This window comes from Enterobacter sp. Cy-643 (genome assembly GCF_011752815.1).
In the GTDB taxonomy this organism is placed as follows: Bacteria; Pseudomonadota; Gammaproteobacteria; order Enterobacterales; family Enterobacteriaceae; genus Cedecea.
The window spans coordinates 429,763-453,420 of the sequence record NZ_VWWV01000003.1 but is presented as its reverse complement, the minus strand read 5'-3'; the positions used below and the strand labels follow the sequence as shown (position 1 = coordinate 453,420).

Sequence of the window (23,658 nt, the reverse complement as noted above, 5' to 3'; positions counted from 1 at the left end):
GTAAATGCGTAAGCAACTGATTGCAATGTTAGCCGTATCATCCGTGTTACTGTCCGGCGCTGCGTTTGCCAAAGATGTCGGTGACGACATGGACATTATCGCGAAAAACTACAAGACCGTGCTGAGCACCAAAGACGCCACCGAGCTGAAAACTTCACTGGGCAATATGCGTGAAGCGGCTCTGGATGCGCAGAAAGGTACGCCGCCAAAGCTGGAAAATGAAGCTGCCGACAGCGCCAACATGAAAGAGTACCGCCACGGGTTTGATATCCTCGTGGGCCAGATTGACGGTGCGCTGAAGCTGGCTAACGAAGGCAAAGTGACAGAAGCTCAGGCTGCTGCCGCTGACTTCAAAACCACTCGCGATACCTACCACAAGAAGTTTCGCTAAGATTTAACAACGGGCGGGTTATTCCCGCCCGCTTTCGTTACTGCAGTGCCCGCACCGCGCGTTCCAGCGCATCAATATCGTTATTGCTCAGCAGGGGCTGAATAGCCTGAAAATGCTCGTCGCTTAGCTGGTAAATGTGCAGCTTCAGCAGCCGCTCAATCACCCCGGGTTCGAAACGCGGGGCGATGGGTTTAGCCGGGTTACCGCCGACGACGCTGTAAGGCGTGACGTCTTTCGTCACCACGCTGCCAGCGGCAATAATTGCGCCTTCACCGATGGTCACGCCGGGCATGATGATTGCCCTCATGCCTATCCAGCATCCGTCTCCTAGCGTGGTATCGCCTTTGGCGCGGTAGGCGTCTTTGATGGTTTCGATAAAGGGATAAAGAGAGAACCAGTCGCCGCGATGCGTGTGGTTGCCGCCCATCAATATTACAGCTTCGGCGGCGATACAGACGTAATCCCCTACCCACAGCTGGTCAAGTTTGCCAATGGGTTCCCATTCCTGGCTCACCGCGTCACCCTGCAGGTAGCGCACCACGCTTCGCTCAAAACCGCTATCCCAGCAGTCGCTGTAATAACTGTGCTGGCCTTTGATATGAATATTAGGGTTGGTCACCGTTTCGTGCAGGTACTCGACCTGAGACCAGTGCTTTTCAGTTTTTGACATGTTTTTTCTCACAACAAAAGTGTGCCCACGGAACAAGGTTCCGTTTCAAATTGCAGACGGGAATGTGTGAGCGCGCTAAGCGATGCGCGGCTGTTTTAGCAGAGGATTGTTGAGTATGGCGACGAGCAGCATGACGTTAAAACCTGAATTTAAGACTCGACAACCTTAACATCGGGGGCCGCAGAGTACACTTTTTCCTCCTTCATCCGTGTAGCGCACCCTGGCCATCTTCGCCTTCTACCTCGATCACAAAACGATAAACCCATTATTACTCTAAGGCTAATGATTAACGCCTGAGCTTAATTGATAGCCAACCCTGCGTGGCGCACACTTTTAACCAGACTAAAGCCAATCAAAATGATGCGCTGAATCAGGAGGTTAATAATGAGTGCTAGCCAAACGCCTGCCCGCGTCTGGAACACGCGTCGCACCGAGAAGCAGCGACGTATGGCGTCCAGTAACGTACAGGGCAAGGTGATCCCGACCGGGGACCTCGTCGAAGTGATGGAAAAGCTGATTGCACCGGGCGACCGGGTAGTGCTGGAAGGAAATAACCAAAAACAGGCCGATTTTCTCTCCCGCATGCTGGCAGACGTCAGCCCGCAAAAAGTACACGATCTGCATATGATCATGCCGAGCGTCGGCCGCAGTGAACACCTTGATATTTTTGAAAAAGGTATTGCCCGCAAGCTTGACTTCTCTTTCTCTGGCACCCAAAGCCTGCGTATTTCTCAACTGCTTGAAGACGGGCTGTTAGAAATTGGCTCGATTCACACCTATATCGAGCTTTATGCGCGCTTGTACGTCGATCTTGCGCCTAACGTCGCGCTCATCGCCGGTTATAAAGCCGACCGCAAAGGAAACCTGTACACCGGGCCGAGCACTGAAGATACGCCTGCATTGGTTGAAGCTGCCGCCTTCCATGACGGGATTGTTATCGCCCAGGTTAATGAACTGGTGGACGATGACTGCGATTTGCCGCGCGTGGACATTCCCGGATCCTGGATTGACTACGTGGTCGTTGCCGACAAACCCTTCTTTATCGAACCGCTGTTTACCCGTGACCCGCGCCTGATCAAGCAGGAACACATCCTGATGGCGATGATGGCCATCAAAGGCATTTACGCCGAACACCAGGTTCAGTCGCTGAACCACGGGATCGGCTTTAACACCGCCGCCATTGAGCTGCTGCTGCCGACTTACGGCGAACAGCTCGGTCTGAAAGGTAAAATCTGCAAACACTGGACCCTGAACCCGCACCCGACGCTGATCCCGGCGATTGAAAGCGGCTGGGTCGAGAGCGTGCACTGCTTCGGCGGCGAGCTGGGCATGGAAGAGTACATTCGCGCCCGCCCGGATATCTTCTTTACCGGTGCAGACGGCTCTATGCGCTCCAACCGAGCCATGTGCCAACTGGCCGGGCAATACGCTGTGGATATGTTTATTGGTTCCACCCTGCAGGTTGATGGCCTGGCTAACTCTTCAACCGTGACGCGCGGCCGCTTATCGGGCTTCGGCGGCGCGCCAAATATGGGGCACGATCCGCACGGTCGTCGCCACGCCACGCCGGCGTGGCTGAACATGATCACCGAGCCCGATCCGATGCAGCGCGGTAAAAAGCTGGTGGTGCAGATGGTCGAAACCTTCCAGGCGGGCGTGAAGCCCACCTTCGTGGAAACCCTGGATGCCGTAGAGGTGGCCAAAACCTCCGGCATGCCGCTGGCCCCGGTAATGATTTACGGCGACGACGTCACCCACGTGCTCACCGAGGAAGGCATTGCATATCTCTACCGTGCGGAGAGTCTGGGAGAACGCCGTGCGATGGTAGCGGCGGTCGCCGGTATCACCGACATCGGCCTGGGCGTGGACGCTAAACGGGTCGCCGCACTTCGCCAGAGCGGCAAAGTGGCTTACCCGGAAGATATGGGGATCCGCCGCAGCGAGGCGACCCGTTCTCTGCTGGCGGCAAGCAGCGTGGCCGATCTCGTCGAATGGTCCGGCGGTCTTTACAACCCGCCAGCGAAATTCCGGAGCTGGTAATGAAATTACATCCACAGAAAGGCGTCGAGGCCGAAGCGGGCTGGCTGGCAAGGGCTGCGACCCAAAGCCTGATCGAGGAAGCCCGCCTGAGCCCGAAACCCGGTCTGGTGGACAGCCGGGGGAATGGCGCCCATCACGACCTCAGCCTGGCGCTGATGGAGCGATCGGCTCTCAGCCTGACCCCGACATTTCATGCTCTGGCATTACAAAGCTGGGAACGTCCGGCAGACATCGCGCTGCGCCAGTTGATAGGGCGCCTGGGTCGCGAAGGTGAGCAACAGATGATGGCGGCGACCGGGGGAGTGAATACCCACCGGGGAGCCATCTGGGCGCTCGGCCTGCTGATTTCCGCCGCCGCTATGCACGGTATGAATGGCAGCAGCGTGGAGATCGCCGCTACGGCAGCGCGACTTGCCGCACTTCCTGATGAAGCCGCGCCAAAAAGCTTCAGCAAAGGGTTGAGAGCCACAAGACGCTATCGCGTGCCGGGTGCACGAGAAGAGGCTCAGCAGGGTTTCCCTCACGTGATGCGCCTTGCGCTGCCCCAGCTTCGCCGTAGCCGCCAGTCCGGGGCAACGGAAGGCGAGGCCAGGATTGACGCTTTGATGGCGATTATGACTTCGCTTTCAGATACCTGTGTGCTTTCTCGTGCCGGTTTACCTGGCCTGGAAACCATGCAGAACGGTGCCCGCAGCGTGCTGATGAACGGGGGGATTTCGTGCAAAGAAGGCCGTGATGCGCTGGATTTGCTCGACCGCAATATGCTGGCGCTGAATGCCTCTCCGGGCGGCGCGGCTGATTTGCTCGCCGCCACGCTCCTGCTGGACCGCATCGAGAACGATGCCACTCCGCTTCACTCACTTAATTAACGAGGGCGTTATGGAACACATTACGTTGTCATTTCCGGCAACCCGCACGGCCACAGGCAAAGCTCTGGCTGGCGTGGTGGGCTCCGGCGATATGGAAGTCCTGTTTACTGCCGCACAGGGGCAGATTCTGACCATCGACATCACCACCTCCGTCGATAACAGCGAAAAACGCTGGAAAGCGCTTTTCGAGCGCCTGGCCGCGCTGAGTCACCTGCCTGCCGGGCAAATGCACATTCATGATTTTGGCGCGACGCCGGGCGTGGCGCGTATCCGCATTGAACAGGTTTTTGAGGAGGTGGCTCATGCGTGACGACAGCAGCTTTATTGAATTAAGAGCCCGCGAGCGTGCCCGTCTGCTGCTTGATGAAGGCAGCTACCGCGAACTGCTCGATCCTTTTGAGGGCATTATTTCGCCATGGCTGGGGCCGCAGGGCATTGTGCCTCAGTCCGACGACGGTATGGTCGTGGCCAAAGGTACGATCAACGGTGGTCCGGCGGTGGTGATTGCCATCGAAGGCGCATTCCAGGGCGGCAGTATGGGCGAAGTCTCCGGGGCGAAAATGGCCGCCGCGCTTGAGCTGGCGGCGGAAGACAACCGCAACGGTATTCCGACACAGGCGGTGCTTTGCCTGGAAACCGGCGGCGTGCGCCTGCAGGAGGCTAACCTCGGCCTGGCGGCGATTGCCGATATTCACGCGGCGATTGTCGATCTGCGTCGCTATACCCCGGTAATTGGCGTTGTCGCTGGAACCGTGGGCTGCTTTGGGGGGATGTCGATTGCCGCTGCACTTTGCAGCTATCTGATTGTAACTCGCGAAGCGCGCCTGGGCCTCAATGGTCCTCAGGTTATCGAGCAAGAAGCGGGCGTTGAGGAATACGATTCCCGGGATCGGCCGTTTATCTGGAGCATGACCGGCGGCGAAGTTCGCTATCAGAGCGGGCTGGTGGACGCGCTGGTTGGCGACGGCGTTCACGCAGTCAAGCAGGCGGTCAACAAAGCCATCGCCAAAGGCGTTCCGGCACGGCATCGCACCGATAACTACGCGTGGTATCTGGATCGCCTGACCCATTTCGACACCAGTCAACAGGCTGATGCCGAACAAATCAAACAGCTTTTTGGGGAGAAACGCTCATGAGCCAGAAACTGAATCGTGCCGCCGTTTGGCTGGACACTCTGGTCCCGGATGCACCACGTATGGCGGGGCTGTGCGCCTCCGTACAGGTCGCCGACGGTAACGTTGACGGGAAACCTGCTCGCTTTATCGCTGTGGTGCCCGATGCCAATAACCATTACCCCCGGGCTGCTGGCGGCGAAGTCGGGCTGTTAGAAGGCTGGACGCTGGCAAAAGTGGTCAGCGAAACCATCGCTGAAGATGCCGACAAAGCTGAAAAGCGAGCCATCATCGCCGTTATTGATGTCCCTAGTCAGGCCTATGGTCGCCGCGAAGAGGCATTCGGTATTCACCAGGCGCTGGCAGGTGCCGCAGGCGCTTACGCCAACGCTCGTCTGGCCGGGCACCCTGTTGTGGGCCTGATTGTCGGCAAGGCGATGTCCGGGGCATTTCTCGCTCACGGCTACCAGGCTAACCGACTGATCGCTTTTAACGACCAGGGCGTAATGATTCACGCGATGGGGAAAGCGTCCGCCGCGCGGATCACCTTACGCACCGTCGAGGCGCTGGAAAAACTGGCCGCGACCATTCCTCCAATGGCCTATGACATCAGCAATTACGAAACCCTGGGTCTGCTCTCGACGCTGCTGGATATCCACAATCCGGATGAGCCGAAGAGTGATGATGTGGCAAAAGTGCAGGCTGCCCTGAGTACGGCGGTGAAAGAGGCTCGGAGCGATACTTCGCTGAAATGCCGTCTGTTGGCGAAAAATCGCCACAGTTCGGCGCTGGTTCGTGAACGCATGCGCGCCAGCTGGTAAGAAAAAAGACAGACCTGCCGGATGCTATAACCAGACACGGTGCGCCGTGTCTGAATAAAAAGACGTCCGAAAAAAATAATAAATATCGCGACCGTGCTAACTCTCATTATTGACTCAAGGTGAAGTTATGACTTACGTGATCGTTCATGCTCTGGCCCCTATTTTTGTCATCATGCTGCTGGGATTTTTCGCCGGCAAAGCGAAAATGGTCGATAACAAAAATGTCTCGCTGCTAAATATTTTTGTCATGGACTTTGCTTTACCCGCCGCGCTGTTTAGCGCGACAGTACAAACGCCGTGGCTTGGCATTGTGCAGCAGTCACCGCTAATTGTGGTACTGGTGCTTTCGATGTGGATTACCTATGCGGCGATTTACTTCCTGGCGACCAGCGTATTTAAAAAGTCGCCGCAGGATGCCGCCGTGTTGACGCTTACCGTGGCGCTGCCTAACTATGCTGCGCTCGGCCTGCCGATTTTAGGCAGCGTGCTCGGGGAGGGCTCCTCGACTTCGCTTTCCGTCGCGGTGTCGATTGCCTGCGGCTCCGTCCTGATGACGCCGTTCTGCCTGCTGATTCTTGAACGTGAAAAAGCACGTGCGGCAGGGGAAAACACTGGCTCAACGTTGGCAATGTTGCCTGTACTGATGTGGCGTTCGGTGAAAAAACCTATCGTGTGGGGACCGTTGCTGGGGGTTGTACTGTCGGCTGTCGGTGTCCGGATGCCTGACTTGCTGCTGGCTTCTATTAAACCGCTGGGCCTGGCCGCTACCGCAGCCGCACTGTTCCTGACCGGCGTGATCCTGTCTGCGCGCAAGCTGCAGATCAACACTATGGTTATCACCGCGACCGTTACCAAACTGCTTATCCAGCCGTTTATCGCCTGGGGCATTGTGCTGGCGCTCGGCCTGACTGGCCCGGTGGCCATTACCTCCATTCTGATGATTGCCCTGGCCGCCGGCTTCTTTGGCGTAGTTTTTGGCAACCGGTTTGGTGTGCAATCGCCGGATGCGGAAGCTGTGTTGTTGCTGAGCTCGGTACTCTCTATCCTGTCGCTACCGCTGTTTATTACGCTGACTTCAGGAATTTAACCTATGCCGACATTGCGCCCCCACGATCTCCTTTGGCTCACCGACCGCGAAGCGCTGGAGGGGGTTCGCGAGGAGTGGATAGCCAGCCAGTGGCGTCCTGCGCTGCCGGTAGTGGTACGGCGTGATGTCGAACGTGACGGACGTGTGCCGGTAGGCGTGCGGGGGATGCGACGCGATCAGCGAGCAGCGGGCTGGGTAAGTACGGCGAGCGTTAAACGCGTTGTTAGCCCTGAAGCGTTATCCAGCCGTGAACTGCTGCTCAATTCCCCGTTTGTTTCCATGCCGCCGGTGCAGGGCGCTATTCAGCTGGCGAGCCGCCCGTGGGCATGGTGCTGGGGTATTACCGGGAGCGTAGGTTACGCGCTGGCAACAGAAGTGCCGGTGATGCATGCCGCGAGCGATCTGGATGTGCTTATTCGCAGCCCACAGCCGATAGCAAAAGAGGCGCTGACAGAGTGGCAGAGCCTGACCGGGCGACTGCTGTGCAGGGTTGATACGCAAATCGAAACGCCCTACGGCGCTTTTGCGTTGGCAGAATGGCTAAGAGAAAAACGCGTGTTGCTGAAAACGAATCAGGGGCCGCTGCTTGTGACCGACCCCTGGTTGCCGGAGAAAAACGGATGAAAATACTTTTTACTTTTCCCGGGCAGGGAACCCAGCGTGTGGGCATGCTACAGGATCTACCCGAGCGCGACGCCATCCTGACGCAGGTCAGGGCAGTCTTAGGGGACGAAGCAGGCCAGTTAGATAGTGCTGCTGCGCTGAGGCATACTCGTGCCGTACAGCTTTGCCTGCTAATCGCAGGTGTCGCCTGGGCGCAGGAGCTTGAGCGTAGCGGCGTAAAACCAGACATGGTCAGCGGACTGTCTATTGGCGCGTTTCCGGCAGCCGTAGTCGCCGGCGTTATTTCCTTTTCAGATGCGCTGCGGCTGGTGGCGCTTCGCGGCGATCTGATGGAGCAGGCTTATCCTAAAGGCTACGGCTTAACGGCTATCGTCGGGCTGCGTCTGGAACAGGTGGAACTCCTGGTGGCGGGCAGCGGCACCTGGATCGCGAATATCAATGCCGAGCAGCAAATCGTCATCGCCGGTAGCGAGGAGGCTATGGCGGCGGTTGCGGGTCGGGCGCTTGAGCAGGGGGCTCAAAAAGCCCGGCAGCTGGCGGTTAGCGTGCCCTCTCACTGTGCCTTGCTGAATGCGCCTGCGCAGAAGTTAAAACAAGCATTTGCTGATGTGGCGCTAAGTCGTCCCAACTGCGCTTATCTCAGCGGCAGCACGGGCCGGGTACTTTGGCAACCAGAGCTAATTGCGGAAGATCTGGCGCTGAATATGGCCCGCACGGTGCGGTGGCGAGAGGCGATGATTGCCGCCAACGAGCGCGACGTGCGGCTGGCGATTGAAATGCCGCCGGGTAGCGTGCTTTCCGGTCTGACGCGGCAGGCGTTTCGTGAGGGGATCACCGTTTGTCGCGAACAAAACAGCGTGGCAGCCATTGTCCACCTTGCGGAAAAAACTAGGGCGGCGCGTTAGGCGTATCGATGAACGTGCGGGCGTACATTCGCCCCTCGGCGGCCAGCGCCAGCAGGTTCGGGTCAAGTTCACGGTTGCGGGCAAAGACGATAGCGATGGTTTGTTTCATCTGATATTGCTCGGCCAGCCTCAGCAGCTGCACTGAATTTTCATACACCTTCTTCATTCTGCCAGGCATCAAGGTTAGCCCTACACCCGCCTGTACCATGCTAACCATTGAGAAAATGTCGTTTACCCGAGTAACGATTTCCGGCTCGAAACCGGCGACGTTAAAGGCTTCCTGAAATCCCGCATAGGTGGCAAAGCCTTCCGCCAGAGAAACGAATTTCTCCGCGTGGAACTCGCGCAGATCTGCCGGGTGTGAGGTGTCCAGCGGGAAGCTGGCCGGTGCTGCCAGGAAAATATCGTCTCTAAACATGGGCAGGACTTCCAGCCTCGAGCGATCCACTTCACCTTCAGAAATGGAAATCAAAATAGCGTCCAGTACGCCGTCTTCCAGCATATTTAGCAGCACCTGATTTGAGCCCATGGTGAGATCCATTTCCAGCTCCGGCCGCCTGAGCTTCATGCCCATGATAAGTTTCGGAACGGTTTCGAGCGTCAGGGAATAGAGGGTGCCGATGCGCAATCGCCCCTGGCCTACGCCTGCCGCCTGGCGGGTTTCATCGATGCCGCGCGCCATCAGCGCAACCACTTCTTTGCTGTGCTCCAGCAGGGTAAAGGCCGATTCGAGCGGTACCAGGTTGCGCCCTTTATGAATAAACAGCGGGCAGCGCACACCTTCCTCCAGGGTATGCAACGCGCGATGCACGCTAACCCCGCTAATACCCAGCGCTTCGGCGGTGCGCGCAATGTTTCCTTTCTCCATAAACTCCATGAATATCTCAAGCTTGCGGAAAGTGATTTCAGCATCGATTTTCATTACCCGGCGATAACCCCAGTCGGAAAAATTATGCCATTAAGGTATAGCAAACGAGACCAGACGGCACTGATGAGCCGCAATAAGCAGCAGGGTTTACCGTTGCGCCATGGACGTATGCATCATAAGCAACGCCAATGATGGCGCTAAAACGGTCCTTTCATCACACTTTCAAACAAAAAGCGCCGCTGGAAAAACGGCCTTTTATCACCCGGTTATGTGAGCCAATTCACGGTAAGCCAGCGGAAAAGCGCTATTCCGGCTCTTTATGTGGAACAGATCACTATTGCTGCCACGATTTCCACTTCGAAGTGGAAAACAACTCGCTACAAACCTTTCCCCCCGCCAGGTAGCTTAAAAAACAGATTAGTTAACGAGGTACCCAGGGTGAATAACGGAGCGGTAATGGTTAATGAAGCCGAGGAGTTAACGGCGCGTATTCAGGATTTTATCTACGCGCTGTTCAAAAGTAAGCACATCACGCCTAACGCGGTACAGGAACAAATGCTGGCCTCTCACGTGAAGGCGATGATTCATCGCTCTCTGACCGGAGAGCCGTTACCAGAAGTGGAAGAGAGCTTGTTCGAGGAGATCTCCGCGGAGTCGATGGAAATGGCGAAGGCGGTGGTCGATCAGTTCGGAAATCTGCCGGTAGAAGAAGCGTGGTTGCTGTCAGTGCATTTCGAAGTGGCGAAAGACAATCTTTGAATAATCAGGAGAAAACAATGGAACAAATTACCGTAGTCATTGGTGACCGTCTGGGCAAAGGCCAGAAAGTTGCAGCAGGGATCGAAAAAGCGGGCGGTCGCGCCGTGGTTATTCCAGGCGTCGCCGCCGACATGAAGCTGGGCGACGTGATGAAAGCAGAAAACGCCACCTTTGGTATCTCCTTCTGCGGCAGCGGCGGCGCGGGCGCTATCACCGCACAAACCAAACACGGCTACAAAGCTAAGTACGGCATGCGTTCCGTTGATGAAGGCGTGACGGCGATTAACGAAGGCAACAACGTGCTTGGCTTTGGCTTTATGGACAAAGAAGAGCTGGGTGAGCGCCTGGTACAGGCGTGGAACAAGAAGTACGGCAGTTAAGTATGAAAGAAAAATTCGCTACCACGGTGCGAGTTAGCGGGCGCGGCGATACCAAAGCCAAAGCCTTTTCCGACGCCCTGAACCACGTTCAGGGCACGGTGCTCAAATCCACCAACCACATTCTTCTGCGCATTGAGCCACAGGACGTGCAGGTTGTTCAGGCGCAGGTCAGGGTGCGCAAAGAAGCTTTTCTGTTCTTCTTCCTGCGCCGGGAAAGGCGGAGCTACAGCGTGGAGCTGGATGTTTCCGTCAACGTGACGGCTCTTAACCTCGATGAGGTGGATTTCGTCTCTAATTAATTCAAACATTTATACCCAATTAGCTGGTGTTGTAGCAAGGCAGCAAGGGAAGGCAGTCCGAAGCGCTTACTTGGGTAAGTGATTCGGGTGACTGAGCGCAGCTCACGCGGCTACAGCGACAGATAAGCAGGGTAGAAAAGGGCAGATACATGTTCTTAATCATATTATTCAAATCACTCATTATCGGCGGCCTCGTCGGTGTGGGCGTTGGTGCCGGGGCCGCGCGTATGTTCCATGCGCCAACCTCTCAGGGCATGGGCGCATTTCGTACACTCGGCGAGCTGAACTCCTGCGAAGGTGATCCGGCGTCTCACTTCTCCTTTGGGCTTGGCTTCTTCTTTAACGCCTGGGCATCTTCCGTCGCGGCGGGGGCATTCACCCAGGACGTTGATCACCGCATCATCCCTAACTGGGGCGCGGCGGCATTGATGGTGAAGAACCGTAACGTGGCGGAAACCCTCCACGACCCGAAAAAAATGGCTATCGCCTGCGGGATCATCGGCATGATCGTGGTGGCGTTCCTGAACTCTACGGCCTCTGCGGTGCCAGCGGCGCTTCAGGTCACTGCAGTCAAAGTGCTGGTGCCTGCGGCTAACCTGCTGGTGAACACCGTGATGCCGGTTATTTTCTGGCTGGCGGCTATCGACGCGGGCAAAAAATCCGGCTTCTGGGCAACCATTTTCGGCGGCGCAGCGCAGCTGATCATGGGCAACGCCGTGCCGGGACTGGTACTGGGTATCCTGATCGGTAAAGGCGTTGAAGAAAGCGGCTGGCACCGTGTCACCAAAGTCATGATGTCGGCTATCGTGGCCCTGTTTGTGCTGAGCGCCTTCTTCCGCGGGTTCGACATGAAGATGATTGAGTCTTTCCACATGACCGTGCCGAACTGGCTGGATCTGCTGCATAACTCGCTGAGCGGCAAATAAGGGGATAACGCATGGAACAGAATAAAGGCTTTTGGTACGCGGACTGGTCATTCCCGATCTTTGTCGGCCTGCTCTCCTCCGGCGTGTTTGCCGGAACGCACATGTACTACCTGTACGGCATCGGCGCGTTTAACGAAGTCGCCTTCGTGGCGATGCTCAAGTCCGGGATTGATACCGGCGTTTACGGCGCGGTGGCGGCGTTTGGCGCCAGCTTCCTGTTTGCTCGTATCATCGAAGGCTCGCTGGTTGGGATCCTGGATATCGGCGGGGCGATTCAAACCGGCGTAGGCCTCGGCGTTCCGGCACTGCTGCTGGGCGCGGGCTTTGTCTTCCCGGTGGCAAACTTTGCCGCATCGCTGGTGACCGGTCTGGTGATTGGCCTCGCCATTGGCTACATCATCATCCTGGCGCGTAAGTTCACCATCAATCAGAGCGACTCGACCTACGGGGCAGACGTCATGATGGGGGCGGGTAACGCTTCCGGCCGCTTCCTCGGGCCGTTGATTATCCTCAGCGCCATGACGGCTTCGATTCCCATCGGCATCGGCTCGTTGATCGGCTCTCTGCTGTTTTATCTCTGGGGCAAACCGATCACCGGCGGGGCTATCCTGGGCGCAATGATTTTAGGCTCTATTTTCCCGGTAGCGTTGTAAGCCGTATTTCCAGGGCGGACGGGCTGCGGCTCGCCCGCCAGTTAAGGAGAAAAATATGTTTGACCTGATCCTGCGCCAGGCGCGGCTTGTGGACGATACCGTGATCGATATCGCCCTGAAGGACGGCAAAATTGCCGCCTTAGGCAAGATAACCGGCGAGGCAACGGAAGAGCGCCAGCTGAACGGCGAATACTACGTCAGCGCCGGCTGGATTGACTCCCACGTTCACTGTTACCCGAAATCCCCTATCTACCACGACGAGCCCGACAGCGTGGGTATTCACACTGGCGTCACCACGGTGGTGGACGCGGGCAGCACCGGCGCCGATGACGTCGACGATTTCTATCAAATCACCCGCAGCGCCGCGACCGAAGTTTATGCGCTGCTGAATATCTCCCGCGTGGGCCTGATTGCCCAGAATGAACTGTCCAACATGGCGAATATCGATGCTGACGCCGTGCGCGGCGCGGTGAAACGCCATCCGGACTTTATCGTGGGCCTGAAAGCGCGCATGAGCAGCAGCGTGGTGGGCGATAACGGCATTACGCCGCTGGTACGCGCCAAGGCTATCCAGAAAGAAAACGGTGATTTGCCGCTGATGGTGCATATCGGCAATAACCCGCCGGACCTCGATGAAGTGGCCGGGCTGCTGACCAGTGGCGATATCATCACCCACTGCTACAACGGCAAACCGAACCGCATTCTCAATCCGGCCGGGCAACTGCGAGCCTCCGTGGCGCAGGCTATTCAGCGCGGAGTCCGCCTGGACGTTGGGCACGGCACCGCCAGCTTTAGTTTTGACGTGGCGCGGGTCGCTATCCAGCAGGGCATTCTGCCGCACAGCATCAGCTCGGATATCTACTGCCGCAACCGCATCAGCGGCCCGGTGCATTCACTCGGCGCAGTGATGTCGAAATTCCTCTCCATTGGCTTGTCATTGCCTCAGGTTATCGACTGCGTGACCGCGCACGCGGCGGATGGATTACGTCTGAAAAATAAAGGTCGCCTGGCCGTGGGGCTGGATGGCGATCTGACCGTCTTCGAGCTGCGCCGTCAGCCAACGGTATTTACCGACGCAGAACAGCAAACGCTGATCGGTGACCAGGCGCTGGTGGCGCTGGCCGCGGTGCGCGCCGGGAAATGGTTTACTACCGAACAAGGGAAAGCTGAACATGTCTTCGATCTATGAAAAATACAATTTAAAACAGGTAATTAATGCATCAGGCCGCATGACCGCTCTTGGTGTATCTACGCCTCGTCCGGAAGTGGTGGACGCGGTCAACACCGGCATGAATCACTACTTTGAAATGAAGGATCTGGTCAACAAAACCGGTGCCTACATTGCCGGGCTGCTCGACGTTGAAGCGGCAACCGTGGTGTCCTGCGCCTCCGCCGGAATAGCCCAGTCCGTAGCTGCGGTACTGGTAAAAGACAATCAATGGCTGATCGAGAACCTGCACGCGGCCCCATTGGAGAACAACGAGATTGTGCTGCCGAAGGGCCACAACGTTAACTTCGGCGCGCCGGTTGGCACGATGGTGAACCTGGGCGGCGGTAAAATCGTTGAAGCGGGCTACGCCAACGAATGTTCAGCGGATCAGCTGGCTGCGGCCATTTCTCCACGCACGGCGGCCATTCTGTACATCAAATCCCACCATTCGGTGCAGAAAAGCATGCTCAGCGTTGAGCAGGCCGTTGTCGTGGCGCGAAAGCACAACCTGCCGCTGATTGTTGACGCTGCGGCGGAAGAAGACTTGCAGTGCTACTCCCGCGCCGGGGCTGACCTGGTGATTTACAGCGGCGCGAAAGCTATTGAAGGTCCAACCAGCGGGCTGGTGATCGGCAAAGAGCAGTACGTCGAGTGGGTTAAGCTGCAAACTGGCGGCATCGGCCGCGCGATGAAAGTCGGCAAAGAAGGCATCCTCGGCCTGACCTGCGCGATTGAACATTACCTGAGCGCGGCCAAAGAGAGCGGAGCCGACATGGTTGCCAAAATGACGCCGTTTATCGACAGCCTGAACACGCTGAATGGCGTTACCGCGCGCGTGGTATGGGACGCCGCTGGCCGCGATATCGCCCGTAGCGAAATCAAGTTCGATGAAGCGACCGTCGGCATCAGCACCGGCGAGCTGGTCAGCAAGCTGAAGCAGGGCGAATACGCCATCTACTTCCGTGGCTACAAGGCCAACGAAGGCATTATTGAAGCGGATGTGCGCAGCGTAAGCGCGGCACAGCTGGAGATTATTTACCGCTGCATCAAGGCGCTGGTAAGCAAGGAGAAAGAAGCATGAAACTGACCCCGAATTTTTACCGTGACCGCGTGTGTCTGAACGTCCTGGCTGGTTCCAAAGAAAACGCCAAAGAGATTCACCAGGCGGCAGAAGGCCACGTGCTGGTCGGTGTGTTATCCAAAAACTACCCGGATGTAGCAAGCGCGGTCGCCGACATGCGTGAGTACGCGGCGCTCATCGACAACGCGCTGTCCGTTGGCCTTGGCGCAGGCGATCCAAATCAATCTGCCATGGTGAGTGAAATCTCCGGCCAGATTCAGCCTCAGCACGTCAATCAGGTGTTTACCGGCGTGGGCACCAGCCGCGCGCTGCTGGGCCAAAATGAGAGCGTGGTCAACGGCCTGGTTTCGCCGACCGGCACCGTCGGGAGAGTAAAAATCTCCACCGGCCCGTTAAGTTCCGGTGCGCCGGACGGCATTGTGCCCGTCGAAACGGCCATTGCGCTGCTGAAGGATATGGGCGGCAGCTCAATCAAATATTTCCCGATGGGCGGACTGGACTGCCGCGAAGAGTACCAGGCAGTTGCGGAAGCCTGTGCGAAGCATAACTTCTGGCTGGAGCCGACCGGCGGCATCGATCTTGAGAACTACGAGGAGATCCTGAAGATTGCGCTGGATGCCGGCGTCAGCAAAGTGATCCCGCATATTTACAGCTCAATTATCGACAAGGCCAGCGGCAATACGCGCCCGGCGGATGTTGCCACGCTGCTGGCGATGACGAAAAAGCTGGTGGGATAAAGCGCTCGCTGTTTCCCCTCACCCCGGCCCTCTCCCCAAAGGGGCGAGGGAGAAAGACTGATTGATGTGAAAAGAAAGATCCCCTCTCCCCAATGGGGTGAGGGAGAAAAACTGACTGATGTGAAAAGAAAGATCCCCTCTCCCCAAAGGGGCGAGGGAGAAAGACTGATTGATGTGAAAAGAAAGATCCCCTCTCCCCAATGGGGCGAGGGAGAAAAACTGACTGATGTGAAAAGAAAGATCCCCTCTCCCTTTTAGGGAGAGGGTTAGGGTGAGGGTATAATCCTCATCAACCACACTTCGAGGACAAACGCATGTCTGCACGCACTCTGCTTGTTGCTTCCTTTGCCTTACTCGCCGCTGGCAACAGCGCGGCACAAAGCCACTATGCCTGGGTTGGCACTTACAACCCCAACGGGGAAGGCCTTTACCGCTTCCTGGTTGACGCTAAAACCGGCGCGCTTAGCGAGAAAACGTTAGTCAGTTCGCTACCAAACGCCGCGCAGTTAACCGCGTCGCCGGATGGGAAAACGCTCTACGTGGCCAGCGAAGTAGAAAAAGGCGTGATAGCGGCATTGCGTGTGGGCGACGACGGGAGTGTGACCGAACTGAATCAGGTTTCTTCCGGGGGCGCGGGCCCGGTCTACTTATCCCTGACGCCGCAGGGTAAGCACCTGCTGGTGGCTAACTATATGAGCGGCTCAATCGCAGTGTTGCCGGTGAATGCAGACGGTAGCCTGCAGGAAGCCAGCGACAAGCATCAGGATAGCGGTGAGCCGGGGGCAGCAAAACCAGAAGCTGCGGTAGAAGGTAGCTTTGCCGCCAGCGATCATAATGGCCCGCATGCCCATATGATTGCCGCCGATCCGAGCGGCAAGTTTGTCTTCTCCACCGATCTTGGCCTGGATCGGATCTACCAGTATCGTTTCGATCAAAGCAAAGGCGTGCTGGAGCCAAACGATCCGCCGTTTATTGCCGCCTCTTCAAAAGGCGCAGGGCCACGCCACTTTGTGTTTGCCGCAGACGGCGCGAGCCTGTGGTTGATTAACGAAGAAGCTTCTACGCTTACCCATTACAGGCTCGACCGGGAGAAAGGCACGCTGGCCGAAGGCAAAACCATCTCTTCGCTGCCAAAAGCCTATAAGGGCACGAGCTTTGCGGCAGGTCTGGTGCTGAGCCATGACGGTAAGCAACTGTATGTTGCCAACCGCCTGCATAACAGCATTGCGCATTTCAGCGTGGGCGTTAACGGCGACCTTACGCATCAGGACGATATCTGGACCCGAGGCGACTATCCACGAGGCCTGACGCTGGATAATACCGGCAAACATCTTTATGCCCTGAACCAGCGCAGCGACAACATTACTCGTTTTAGCGTGGCCCCGGGCAGCGGTAAATTAACTTTTATCGAGGATTATACGGCGGTGGGAAGCCCGTCACAGATGGTCTTCACCCCGTTTAAGTAAAGCAGGACGGGGCGTTTAACGCCCCGATAACCAAAGGAAGCGGTAGTGAGATTCTCCAATCAACGGCTGGCTCAGCTTTTTGAGATGCTGCAAAACGAAACGCTGCCCCAGGATGAACTGGCGCGGCGTTTGTCCGTTTCTACTCGTACGGTTCGGGCCGATATCACGGCGCTTAATGCGCTGATGTCAGGCTTCGGGGCTCAGTTTACGCTTACCCGCGGTGCGGGCTATCAACTGAATATCGAGGATACTGAGCGTTACGGCGAGCTGGTGCAGCATCGTCCGCGTCAGCTTCGTATTCCTCGTACTTCGCCAGAACGCGTGCATTACCTTGTGGTGCGTTTTTTGACGGCGGCGTTTTCACTGAAGCTGGAAGATCTGGCCGAAGAGTGGTTTGTCAGCCGGGCTACGCTGCAAAGCGATATGGCCGAAGTGCGGGAGTGGTTTAACCGCTATCACCTGACGATTGAGACACGCCCGCGCCACGGCATGAAGCTGTTCGGCAGCGAAACGGCTATTCGCGCCTGCCTGACTGACCTGCTGTGGCAGTTAACCTTAGAGGACAGCGAAAATCCGTTATTGACGGAAGAAGCGCTGAACGCGGGTGTCCCTGAGCTGCTCGCCGGTTCGCTGCACGATTGTTTTACCCGCTGCCACATCCGCCTGACCGATGAAGGCGAGCAGTTTATTCGCCTCTATTGTTCGGTGGCGGTTCGTCGCATCAGCGAAGGCTATCCGCTACCGGAATTTACGGCGGATAGCGTTGATGTCCAGGTGAAAGAGGCGGCCAGACAGATTGCCGCTCTTCTTCAGCAACTGGCGGGGAAGCCGCTTTCTGAGGCTGAAGAGCAGTGGCTGCAGGTGCATATTGCCTCACGACAGGTGCAGGAAGTGGCGCCGAGCGCGATCAGCGCCGATGATGACGAGGCGCTGGTTAACTACATCCTGCGCTATATCAATACCCACTATAACTACAATCTTCTAAGCGACGAGCAGCTGCACGCCGATCTGCTGACCCACATCAAAACGATGATTACCCGGGTGCGCTACCAGATAAACATCCCGAATCCACTGCTGGCTAACATCAAACAGCATTACCCGCTGGCTTACGACATGACGCTGGCGGCGGTCTCAAGCTGGGGAAAATATACCCCTTATGCCATCAGCGAAAACGAAATTGGTTTTCTGGTTTTGCATATCGGCGTAGGTCTGGAGCGTCATTACAACATTGGCTACCAGCGCCATCCTCGCGTGCTGCTGGTTTGCGATACCGGGAATTCGACGGTGCGTATGCTGCAGGCGATGCTGTTGCGGAAATATCCCCAGGTGGAGGTGACCAACATAATCTCTCTGCGCGACTATGAGCAGCTCGAGACCGTGGATGAGGACTTTGTGATCAGCACGGCGCGCATAAATGAGAAAGAAAAGCCGGTGGTGGTGATGGCGCCGTTCCCGACGGATTATCAGCTCGAACAGCTTGGCAAGCTGGTGCTGGTGGACAGAACAAGGCCTTACATGCTGGAGAAATTCTTCGATGCCAGCCATTTCCGCATTATCGACCAGCCTATGACTCAGCAGCAGTTGTTCCTGACGCTCTGCGAGCAGCTGGAGCGGGAAGGCGTGGTTGATGCCGATTTTCATCCGTCGGTGGTGGAACGTGAGGCCATTGTCAGCACCATGCTGGGCGAAGGTATTGCGCTGCCGCACTCGCTGGGCCTGCTGGCGAAAAAAACGGTGGTTTACACCGTGCTGGCGCCGCACGGTATTAGCTGGGGGGATGAGACGGCGTACGTGATCTTCCTGCTGGCGATTAGCAAAAGCGAATACGAAGAGGCGATGGCGATTTACGACCTGTTTGTGACGTTCCTGCGCGAGCGGGCGATGGTTCGGCTTCGCGAGAGTCAGGATTTTGACAGTTTTAAAACGGTAGCGATGGACTGCCTGAGTAAATTGTAATTGCTATTGACCCTCTCTCTTGAAGGGATTGGGGGCATTCAGTGGGCTCTGTTACCTCGCCGGGATAAAAACGGGCGTAAATTCAGTCAACAGCTTGGGGTTATTCCCTCTCCCCTGTGGGGAGAGGGTCAGGGTGAGGGGCCGTTATTTCAGGATGGTGAACGCGGTGGTGACATGCTTCACGCCGCTAACCCGGCTGGCAATATCCGCTGCGGCTTTACCTTCACGTTCGGTTACCAGGCCAAGCAGGAATACCTCGCCATTCTCGGTGGTGACTTTCACGTTCGATGATTTCACCTGGTCGCTGGTGAGCAACTGAGAGCGAACTTTTGTGGTGATCCACGTATCGCTCGACGCTACGCCCAGGCCGACCGGAGCCATAATTCGAATCTCGTTATAGACTTCGGTTGCGCCGTCCACGCCCAACGCGATTTGTTTGGCGCGGGAGGCGAGATCCGGGTTAGGAGACTGACCAGCCAGCAGTACTTTGCCCTGGTAAGCCGTCACGTTAATACGCGCTTCTTTCTTGATTTGCTCATCCTTGTTGAGCGCGCTGTTCACGCGTAATTCAAGCGTGCCGTCATCAACCTGTGTCCCGACGGTGCGTGGATCTGTCGCCGTTTTTGTCGCCACGGCGGCGCTTCCCACAACAACGGCACCGACGCAGCCCTGCAGCAACAGCGCGGAAATAAGAACTGCGACTGGCGTAATGGCCTTCATGTTCATTCCTTCTCCTTTCACAAAATTAGCTATTAGCCATCCTGGTGAGGAAATAGCGTATTGTCGATCAGATCGCATAAACAGTTCACCGTCAGCATATGCATCTCCTGGATGCGGGCGCTGCGATGAGAAGGGATTCGGATTTCAACATCCTGTGGCCCCAACAGTCCTGCCAGTTCGCCGCCGTCATAGCCCGTCAGCGCGACGATAGTCATGTCGCGGGTAACGGCGGCCTCAACCGCTTTGACAATATCACGGCTATTGCCTCGGGTGGAAATTGCCAGCAAAACGTCCCCGGCGTGGCCCAGCGCACGAACCTGCTTGGCATAAACTTCTTCATGCAGACGGTCGTTAGCGATCGCGGTTAAGACCACATTATCCGCATTAAGTGCAATGGCCGGTAAACTAGGGCGCTCTGTTTCAAAGCGGTTGATCATGCTGGCAGCAAAATGCTGTGCGTTGGCGGCGGAGGTACCATTGCCACAACAGAGGATTTTGTTGCCGTTCAGTAAAGACTGAACCAGCGTCATTGCGGCACGGGAAATGGCGTCCGGCAGAGCTTCCGCTGCGGCAATCTGAGTTTGAATACTTTCCGTGAAGCAGACTTTGATTCTTTCGAGCACGTTGATTCTACCTGGAGTTTTTTAGATATCGGCGGCAAACGCGTTGGTCAGCCACGCTATTTCATTGCCGGTGAAAGCTAACACATCGAAACGGCAATCTACAGTATCAAAACTTTGACCTTTGCCGCTAAGCCAAACCTGAGCGGCATGCAGCAGGCGCAGCTGCTTGCTGCGCGTCACGCTGGCGGCGGCATCGCCGAACTTATCGTTACGCCGGAAACGCACTTCCACAAAAACGATAACCTGCTGCTGTTGCATAATAAGGTCGATTTCGCCGCCGCGAACATGCACGTTCGCGGCCACAAAGCGCATTCCCTCGCGCTCAAGATAGCGACGCGCCTGCTGTTCATAGCGCGCGCCGCGTTGCTTGCGGTTCAGGATACCGGAACGATCTGGCCCTGACTGAATTGCAGCCAATTTAACTTCCTGTTAATGACGCAGTCCTGGCTGGCGGTCAGCTGCCCGGTGTTGCCGTTTACCTGATAACCCGGCACCTGGCGTATCTGCGAGAAGTGGCTTGCCAGCGTCCAGGCATCAACGCCCATGGCATACAGACGCGCCAGCGAGTAGTCATTATTGACGCTGCTTAACGCCTGCTGCATCAGCTGTGGATTACCGCCGGAAAGCATCGGGATTTCGCTAAACTGCAGGCCTTCCATTTCCAGTCGGTAGTCCGGGCCGTTCACGCCCTGCGAGCTGCGCGAGCTGGCATACAGCTGAGCGCTGCCGCGGCTGCCGGTGCGCATCGCAATCATGGGTTTGATCAGCGCCACTTCTTCGGAGGTCGCAATGATGTAGACCGCGTCTACGTTGCCGCTGCTGCCTGCGGTAATTTGCGCATCCGTAGGGGCTGCCGGAATAGTCAGCCCGCCAATGGTCACGCCTGGCGGGGTATTGGACGGCGTACTCACCGGGGTGCCGGTCAGTGCGATACCGGAGCCGCTGTTAATCCCGCGCTTCAGGTCGCTCACTGAACCAAATTTCTGCTGCAGTACCAGGCCACCGCCGAGTTTCTGCCATTCGGTGGCAAAGGCTTTCGCCACTCGGTCGCCCAGGGCGTTAGCCGGGATCAGCATCAGCGGATTGCGGTGATTTTGCTGCCAGATATGATCCGCGGCATCACGGGCTTCATCTTCTGGAGAAAGCGCGAAATAGCAGATGTTAGGGCGATTCTGCACGTTTTCAGGCTGGTTCAGCGCCAGAATATTTAACGGGCTGTTGGTGCTGGCCAACTGGTCCACATTATTTTTTAGCAGCGGGCCAACGACCAGCGTGGCACCGTCCTGCTGCGCCTGAGCCAAAACCTGAGAGAGCGGCTGGCTGCTGGTGTCGTAAATCTTAATTTCTGCCGAAGGGTTCGCGGCAACAGATGGCGCGGTTTGTGCGTCTGGCTGGGCAGACGGCGTTGCTGGGGCTACTGTTTGCGGCGTTGCGGCCTGTGCCTTCTGGTCGGTTAAATCGCTGACGGACGCACTTGCCGGGCTCACTGCAGCATTAGGATCTGCGGGGGCCTGGGACGCTTGCGGCTGAGGCTCTTCTTGAGGCGGCGCAGCCTGCTGTTGCGCATTAGGATCTACGGACTGGGCGGCAGGCTGAACGGCTGCAACCGGCGCGACGCCGTTGTTTTTCGCCGCTTCAAACCCTTGCTCAATCGCGCGGCCAAACACCGCAGCCTGGCCGTTGAGCGGCAGCAGAAGGGCGATTTTACCGGTTGAGGCTGGTTTGAAGTTTTGAACATTCACTAACTGAGTCGGCAACGTTTTTGAGCCTGGATTATTCGGGTAGCGCGTTTGCCAGTCCTGAATCCCGGCTTTCAGCATGTTAGGATCGTTACGGTTATCGCTCCAGACGTGCTGCAGATCCAGCCAGCCCTGCAGGGTATTTTCGTCGGCGTTAATCACCAGGCTGTTCATTTGCTCTGGGGAGAACTGCGACAGAACCTGCCAGGTGCCATCAATGTTCTTTTGATGAGCATCGCCTTTGAGCAACGGCTCCTGAGCAATGTACGCGCGCAGCAGCGCTAAAGACGGGCGTCCCTGAGAAGCGTCAATCACAGCCTGGTAATAACGGCTCTGTTGGCCCTTGTCGAGTGCGCTCGGGTCAATCTTTTCCAGCAGGGCAGAGGCGGCGCTGAAGTCTTTCTGTGCAATCTTCACTTCCGGCACCAGCAGCTGTTGCTCACGCGCTTGCACATCGTTGAGCTGCTGCGGCAGTTGGTTATACAACGCCACGGCCTGTTGAGGTTTGCCTTCTTTTAGCAGGGAACGAATGGCGAGTAATTGCCAGTTGGTCTTGCTATCATCTGCACTTTGCTGCATTTGCTGCAGATAGTAAGCGGACCCGGCGGTGGTGTCGCCCTGCAGCAGCGTGGCGGACTGATCCGGTGCTTGGGTTGAACAGCCGGCAAAAATCAGCGCCGCGAGCAACACAGGCAGGCAGCGCCCGGCTTTTGAACGATTCAAGGTTGAGGGTAGCATTCTGTATCCAGTGGTTTTATTTCCCAATGTACAATATTAAATCGGCAATACGGATGAAACAATGAAACAACACGAAACGGCGGCGATTTCAGCCAGTACGCTTTACATCGTCCCGACGCCTATCGGCAACCTCGGGGACATCACCCAGCGGGCCCTCTCAGTGTTGCAAAGCGTTGATCTGATTGCCGCAGAAGATACCCGTCATACCGGACTTTTGCTGCAGCATTTTGCGATTAATGCGCGACTCTTCGCACTTCACGATCACAATGAGCAACAAAAAGCTGAAACGCTACTGGCGAAACTGCAGGAAGGCCAAAGCATTGCGCTGGTGTCCGACGCCGGTACGCCGCTGATTAACGATCCGGGTTACCACCTCGTGCGCACCTGCCGCGAGGCGGGGATTCGCGTCGTGCCGCTGCCTGGCCCATGCGCCGCTATCGCTGCACTCAGCGCAGCTGGCTTGCCGTCCGATCGTTTTTGCTATGAAGGTTTTCTGCCTGCAAAATCAAAAGGCCGTCGCGACGCGCTGAAGGCGATTGAGCAGGAGCCGAGAACGCTGATTTTCTATGAATCCACTCACCGCCTGCTCGACAGTCTCGATGATATCTGCACTGTGCTGGGCGAATCCCGTTACGTGGTGCTGGCGCGCGAGCTGACCAAAACCTGGGAGTCGATTCACGGCGCGCCCGTAGGCGAGTTACTGGCATGGGTGAAGGAAGATGAAAACCGCCGCAAAGGCGAAATGGTGCTGATTGTTGAGGGCTTTAAAGTCCAAAGCGATGATGAACTCCCCGCCGAAGCGCTGCGTACGCTGGCATTGCTGCAGGCTGAGTTGCCGCTGAAAAAGGCTGCAGCGCTTGCCGCAGAAATTCACGGCGTGAAAAAGAATGCCTTGTACAAATATGCGTTAGAAAACAGCGAGAAATAGTTTTCTCGAGCCGGCTCCTGGTTTTCATATCGCAACGCGGTTAGCGTTTAAAAAAC

Annotated in this window: 26 protein-coding genes; 20 read left to right on the top strand and 6 right to left on the bottom strand. The window is 56.7% G+C overall.

What is annotated here, in order from left to right:
- Positions 1-4: 4 nt before the first annotated feature.
- Entirely contained in the window at positions 5-391 is a 387-nt protein-coding gene (cybC, locus tag F3J29_RS15190) for a cytochrome b562 (protein WP_166867279.1), read from the top strand.
- A 37-nt stretch (positions 392-428) separates the two neighbouring features.
- Here cybC and F3J29_RS15185 read toward each other — a convergent pair whose 3' ends face one another.
- Complete coding sequence (locus tag F3J29_RS15185) at positions 429-1,061, bottom strand: CatB-related O-acetyltransferase (RefSeq protein WP_166867277.1); 633 nt, start codon at positions 1,059-1,061, stop codon at positions 429-431.
- Between the two features lie 384 nt (positions 1,062-1,445).
- On the opposite strand from F3J29_RS15185, the gene mdcA reads away from it, so the two are divergent.
- The 8 genes from mdcA (at position 1,446) to mdcH (ending at position 8,519) form a co-directional block, all read left to right on the top strand.
- A complete protein-coding gene (gene mdcA / locus F3J29_RS15180; protein WP_166867276.1) occupies positions 1,446-3,101 on the top strand; it encodes a malonate decarboxylase subunit alpha in 1,656 nt (551 codons plus the stop codon).
- Complete coding sequence (locus F3J29_RS15175; RefSeq protein WP_166867274.1) at positions 3,101-3,970, top strand: triphosphoribosyl-dephospho-CoA synthase; 870 nt, start codon at positions 3,101-3,103, stop codon at positions 3,968-3,970. The genes mdcA and F3J29_RS15175 overlap by 1 nt, the downstream gene beginning before the upstream one ends.
- Positions 3,971-3,980: 10 nt before the next feature.
- On the top strand, positions 3,981-4,280 hold the full coding sequence (gene mdcC / locus F3J29_RS15170; protein WP_166867272.1) for a malonate decarboxylase acyl carrier protein: 300 nt from the start codon (positions 3,981-3,983) through the stop codon (positions 4,278-4,280).
- Complete coding sequence (locus F3J29_RS15165) at positions 4,273-5,106, top strand: biotin-independent malonate decarboxylase subunit beta (protein WP_166867270.1); 834 nt, start codon at positions 4,273-4,275, stop codon at positions 5,104-5,106. The genes mdcC and F3J29_RS15165 overlap by 8 nt, the downstream gene beginning before the upstream one ends.
- Positions 5,103-5,903 (top strand): biotin-independent malonate decarboxylase subunit gamma, encoded by an 801-nt coding sequence (gene mdcE / locus F3J29_RS15160; RefSeq protein WP_166867269.1) that lies wholly within the window; start codon positions 5,103-5,105, stop codon positions 5,901-5,903. The genes F3J29_RS15165 and mdcE overlap by 4 nt, the downstream gene beginning before the upstream one ends.
- Before the next feature lie 127 nt (positions 5,904-6,030).
- The gene (locus F3J29_RS15155; protein WP_166867267.1) at positions 6,031-6,990 is read left to right on the top strand and encodes an AEC family transporter; all 960 of its coding nucleotides are present in this window, start codon (positions 6,031-6,033) and stop codon (positions 6,988-6,990) included.
- 3 nt (positions 6,991-6,993) lie between these two features.
- Positions 6,994-7,614 carry a malonate decarboxylase holo-ACP synthase gene (locus F3J29_RS15150; RefSeq protein WP_166867265.1) on the top strand — a complete coding sequence of 207 codons (621 nt, stop codon included), beginning with the start codon at positions 6,994-6,996 and terminating at the stop codon, positions 7,612-7,614.
- Positions 7,611-8,519 (top strand): malonate decarboxylase subunit epsilon, encoded by a 909-nt coding sequence (gene mdcH / locus F3J29_RS15145; protein WP_166867263.1) that lies wholly within the window; start codon positions 7,611-7,613, stop codon positions 8,517-8,519. The genes F3J29_RS15150 and mdcH overlap by 4 nt, the downstream gene beginning before the upstream one ends.
- Here the strand turns inward: mdcH and F3J29_RS15140 are convergent.
- Positions 8,503-9,441, bottom strand: coding sequence for a LysR family transcriptional regulator (locus tag F3J29_RS15140; RefSeq protein ID WP_166867261.1), 939 nt, complete (start codon positions 9,439-9,441; stop codon positions 8,503-8,505). The two genes, mdcH and F3J29_RS15140, sit on opposite strands and share 17 nt — an antisense overlap.
- Positions 9,442-9,843: 402 nt before the next feature.
- Between F3J29_RS15140 and F3J29_RS15135 the strand changes: the two genes are divergently transcribed.
- The 10 genes from F3J29_RS15135 (at position 9,844) to F3J29_RS15090 (ending at position 18,854) form a co-directional block, all read left to right on the top strand.
- Positions 9,844-10,146, top strand: a complete 303-nt coding sequence (locus tag F3J29_RS15135; RefSeq protein ID WP_166867259.1) for a glycine dehydrogenase — start codon at positions 9,844-9,846, stop codon at positions 10,144-10,146.
- A 17-nt stretch (positions 10,147-10,163) separates the two neighbouring features.
- A complete protein-coding gene (locus F3J29_RS15130) occupies positions 10,164-10,526 on the top strand; it encodes an SFCGS family glycine-rich protein (protein WP_008453696.1) in 363 nt (120 codons plus the stop codon).
- 2 nt (positions 10,527-10,528) lie between these two features.
- A complete protein-coding gene (locus F3J29_RS15125) occupies positions 10,529-10,825 on the top strand; it encodes a DUF4312 family protein (RefSeq protein WP_039289594.1) in 297 nt (98 codons plus the stop codon).
- A gap of 149 nt (positions 10,826-10,974) precedes the next feature.
- Positions 10,975-11,751 (top strand): DUF4311 domain-containing protein, encoded by a 777-nt coding sequence (locus F3J29_RS15120; protein WP_085541496.1) that lies wholly within the window; start codon positions 10,975-10,977, stop codon positions 11,749-11,751.
- Between the two features lie 11 nt (positions 11,752-11,762).
- Entirely contained in the window at positions 11,763-12,404 is a 642-nt protein-coding gene (locus F3J29_RS15115) for a DUF4310 family protein (RefSeq protein WP_008453690.1), read from the top strand.
- Positions 12,405-12,459: 55 nt separating this feature from the next.
- Positions 12,460-13,593 (top strand): amidohydrolase/deacetylase family metallohydrolase, encoded by a 1,134-nt coding sequence (locus tag F3J29_RS15110; protein WP_166867257.1) that lies wholly within the window; start codon positions 12,460-12,462, stop codon positions 13,591-13,593.
- On the top strand, positions 13,577-14,695 hold the full coding sequence (locus tag F3J29_RS15105) for a DgaE family pyridoxal phosphate-dependent ammonia lyase (protein ID WP_166867255.1): 1,119 nt from the start codon (positions 13,577-13,579) through the stop codon (positions 14,693-14,695). The genes F3J29_RS15110 and F3J29_RS15105 overlap by 17 nt, the downstream gene beginning before the upstream one ends.
- On the top strand, positions 14,692-15,432 hold the full coding sequence (dagF, locus tag F3J29_RS15100; protein ID WP_166867254.1) for a 2-dehydro-3-deoxy-phosphogluconate aldolase: 741 nt from the start codon (positions 14,692-14,694) through the stop codon (positions 15,430-15,432). The genes F3J29_RS15105 and dagF overlap by 4 nt, the downstream gene beginning before the upstream one ends.
- A gap of 314 nt (positions 15,433-15,746) precedes the next feature.
- Entirely contained in the window at positions 15,747-16,898 is a 1,152-nt protein-coding gene (locus F3J29_RS15095; RefSeq protein ID WP_166867252.1) for a lactonase family protein, read from the top strand.
- 45 nt (positions 16,899-16,943) lie between these two features.
- The gene (locus F3J29_RS15090; RefSeq protein WP_166867250.1) at positions 16,944-18,854 is read left to right on the top strand and encodes a BglG family transcription antiterminator; all 1,911 of its coding nucleotides are present in this window, start codon (positions 16,944-16,946) and stop codon (positions 18,852-18,854) included.
- A 144-nt stretch (positions 18,855-18,998) separates the two neighbouring features.
- On the opposite strand, the gene dolP is transcribed toward F3J29_RS15090, so the two are convergent.
- From dolP to F3J29_RS15070, 4 genes are read right to left on the bottom strand one after another with little or no spacing between them, the layout of a single operon-like run.
- Positions 18,999-19,574, bottom strand: a complete 576-nt coding sequence (dolP, locus tag F3J29_RS15085; RefSeq protein ID WP_008453679.1) for a division/outer membrane stress-associated lipid-binding lipoprotein — start codon at positions 19,572-19,574, stop codon at positions 18,999-19,001.
- Positions 19,575-19,606: 32 nt separating this feature from the next.
- On the bottom strand, positions 19,607-20,197 hold the full coding sequence (gene diaA, locus F3J29_RS15080) for a DnaA initiator-associating protein DiaA (RefSeq protein WP_008453676.1): 591 nt from the start codon (positions 20,195-20,197) through the stop codon (positions 19,607-19,609).
- A gap of 21 nt (positions 20,198-20,218) precedes the next feature.
- Positions 20,219-20,614, bottom strand: a complete 396-nt coding sequence (locus F3J29_RS15075; protein ID WP_166867248.1) for a YraN family protein — start codon at positions 20,612-20,614, stop codon at positions 20,219-20,221.
- A complete protein-coding gene (locus F3J29_RS15070) occupies positions 20,572-22,674 on the bottom strand; it encodes a penicillin-binding protein activator (RefSeq protein WP_166867247.1) in 2,103 nt (700 codons plus the stop codon). Before F3J29_RS15070 ends, F3J29_RS15075 begins: the two co-directional genes overlap by 43 nt.
- A 61-nt stretch (positions 22,675-22,735) precedes the next feature.
- Between F3J29_RS15070 and rsmI the strand changes: the two genes are divergently transcribed.
- A complete protein-coding gene (rsmI, locus tag F3J29_RS15065; RefSeq protein ID WP_166867245.1) occupies positions 22,736-23,602 on the top strand; it encodes a 16S rRNA (cytidine(1402)-2'-O)-methyltransferase in 867 nt (288 codons plus the stop codon).
- The last annotated feature ends 56 nt before the right edge of the window (positions 23,603-23,658 follow it).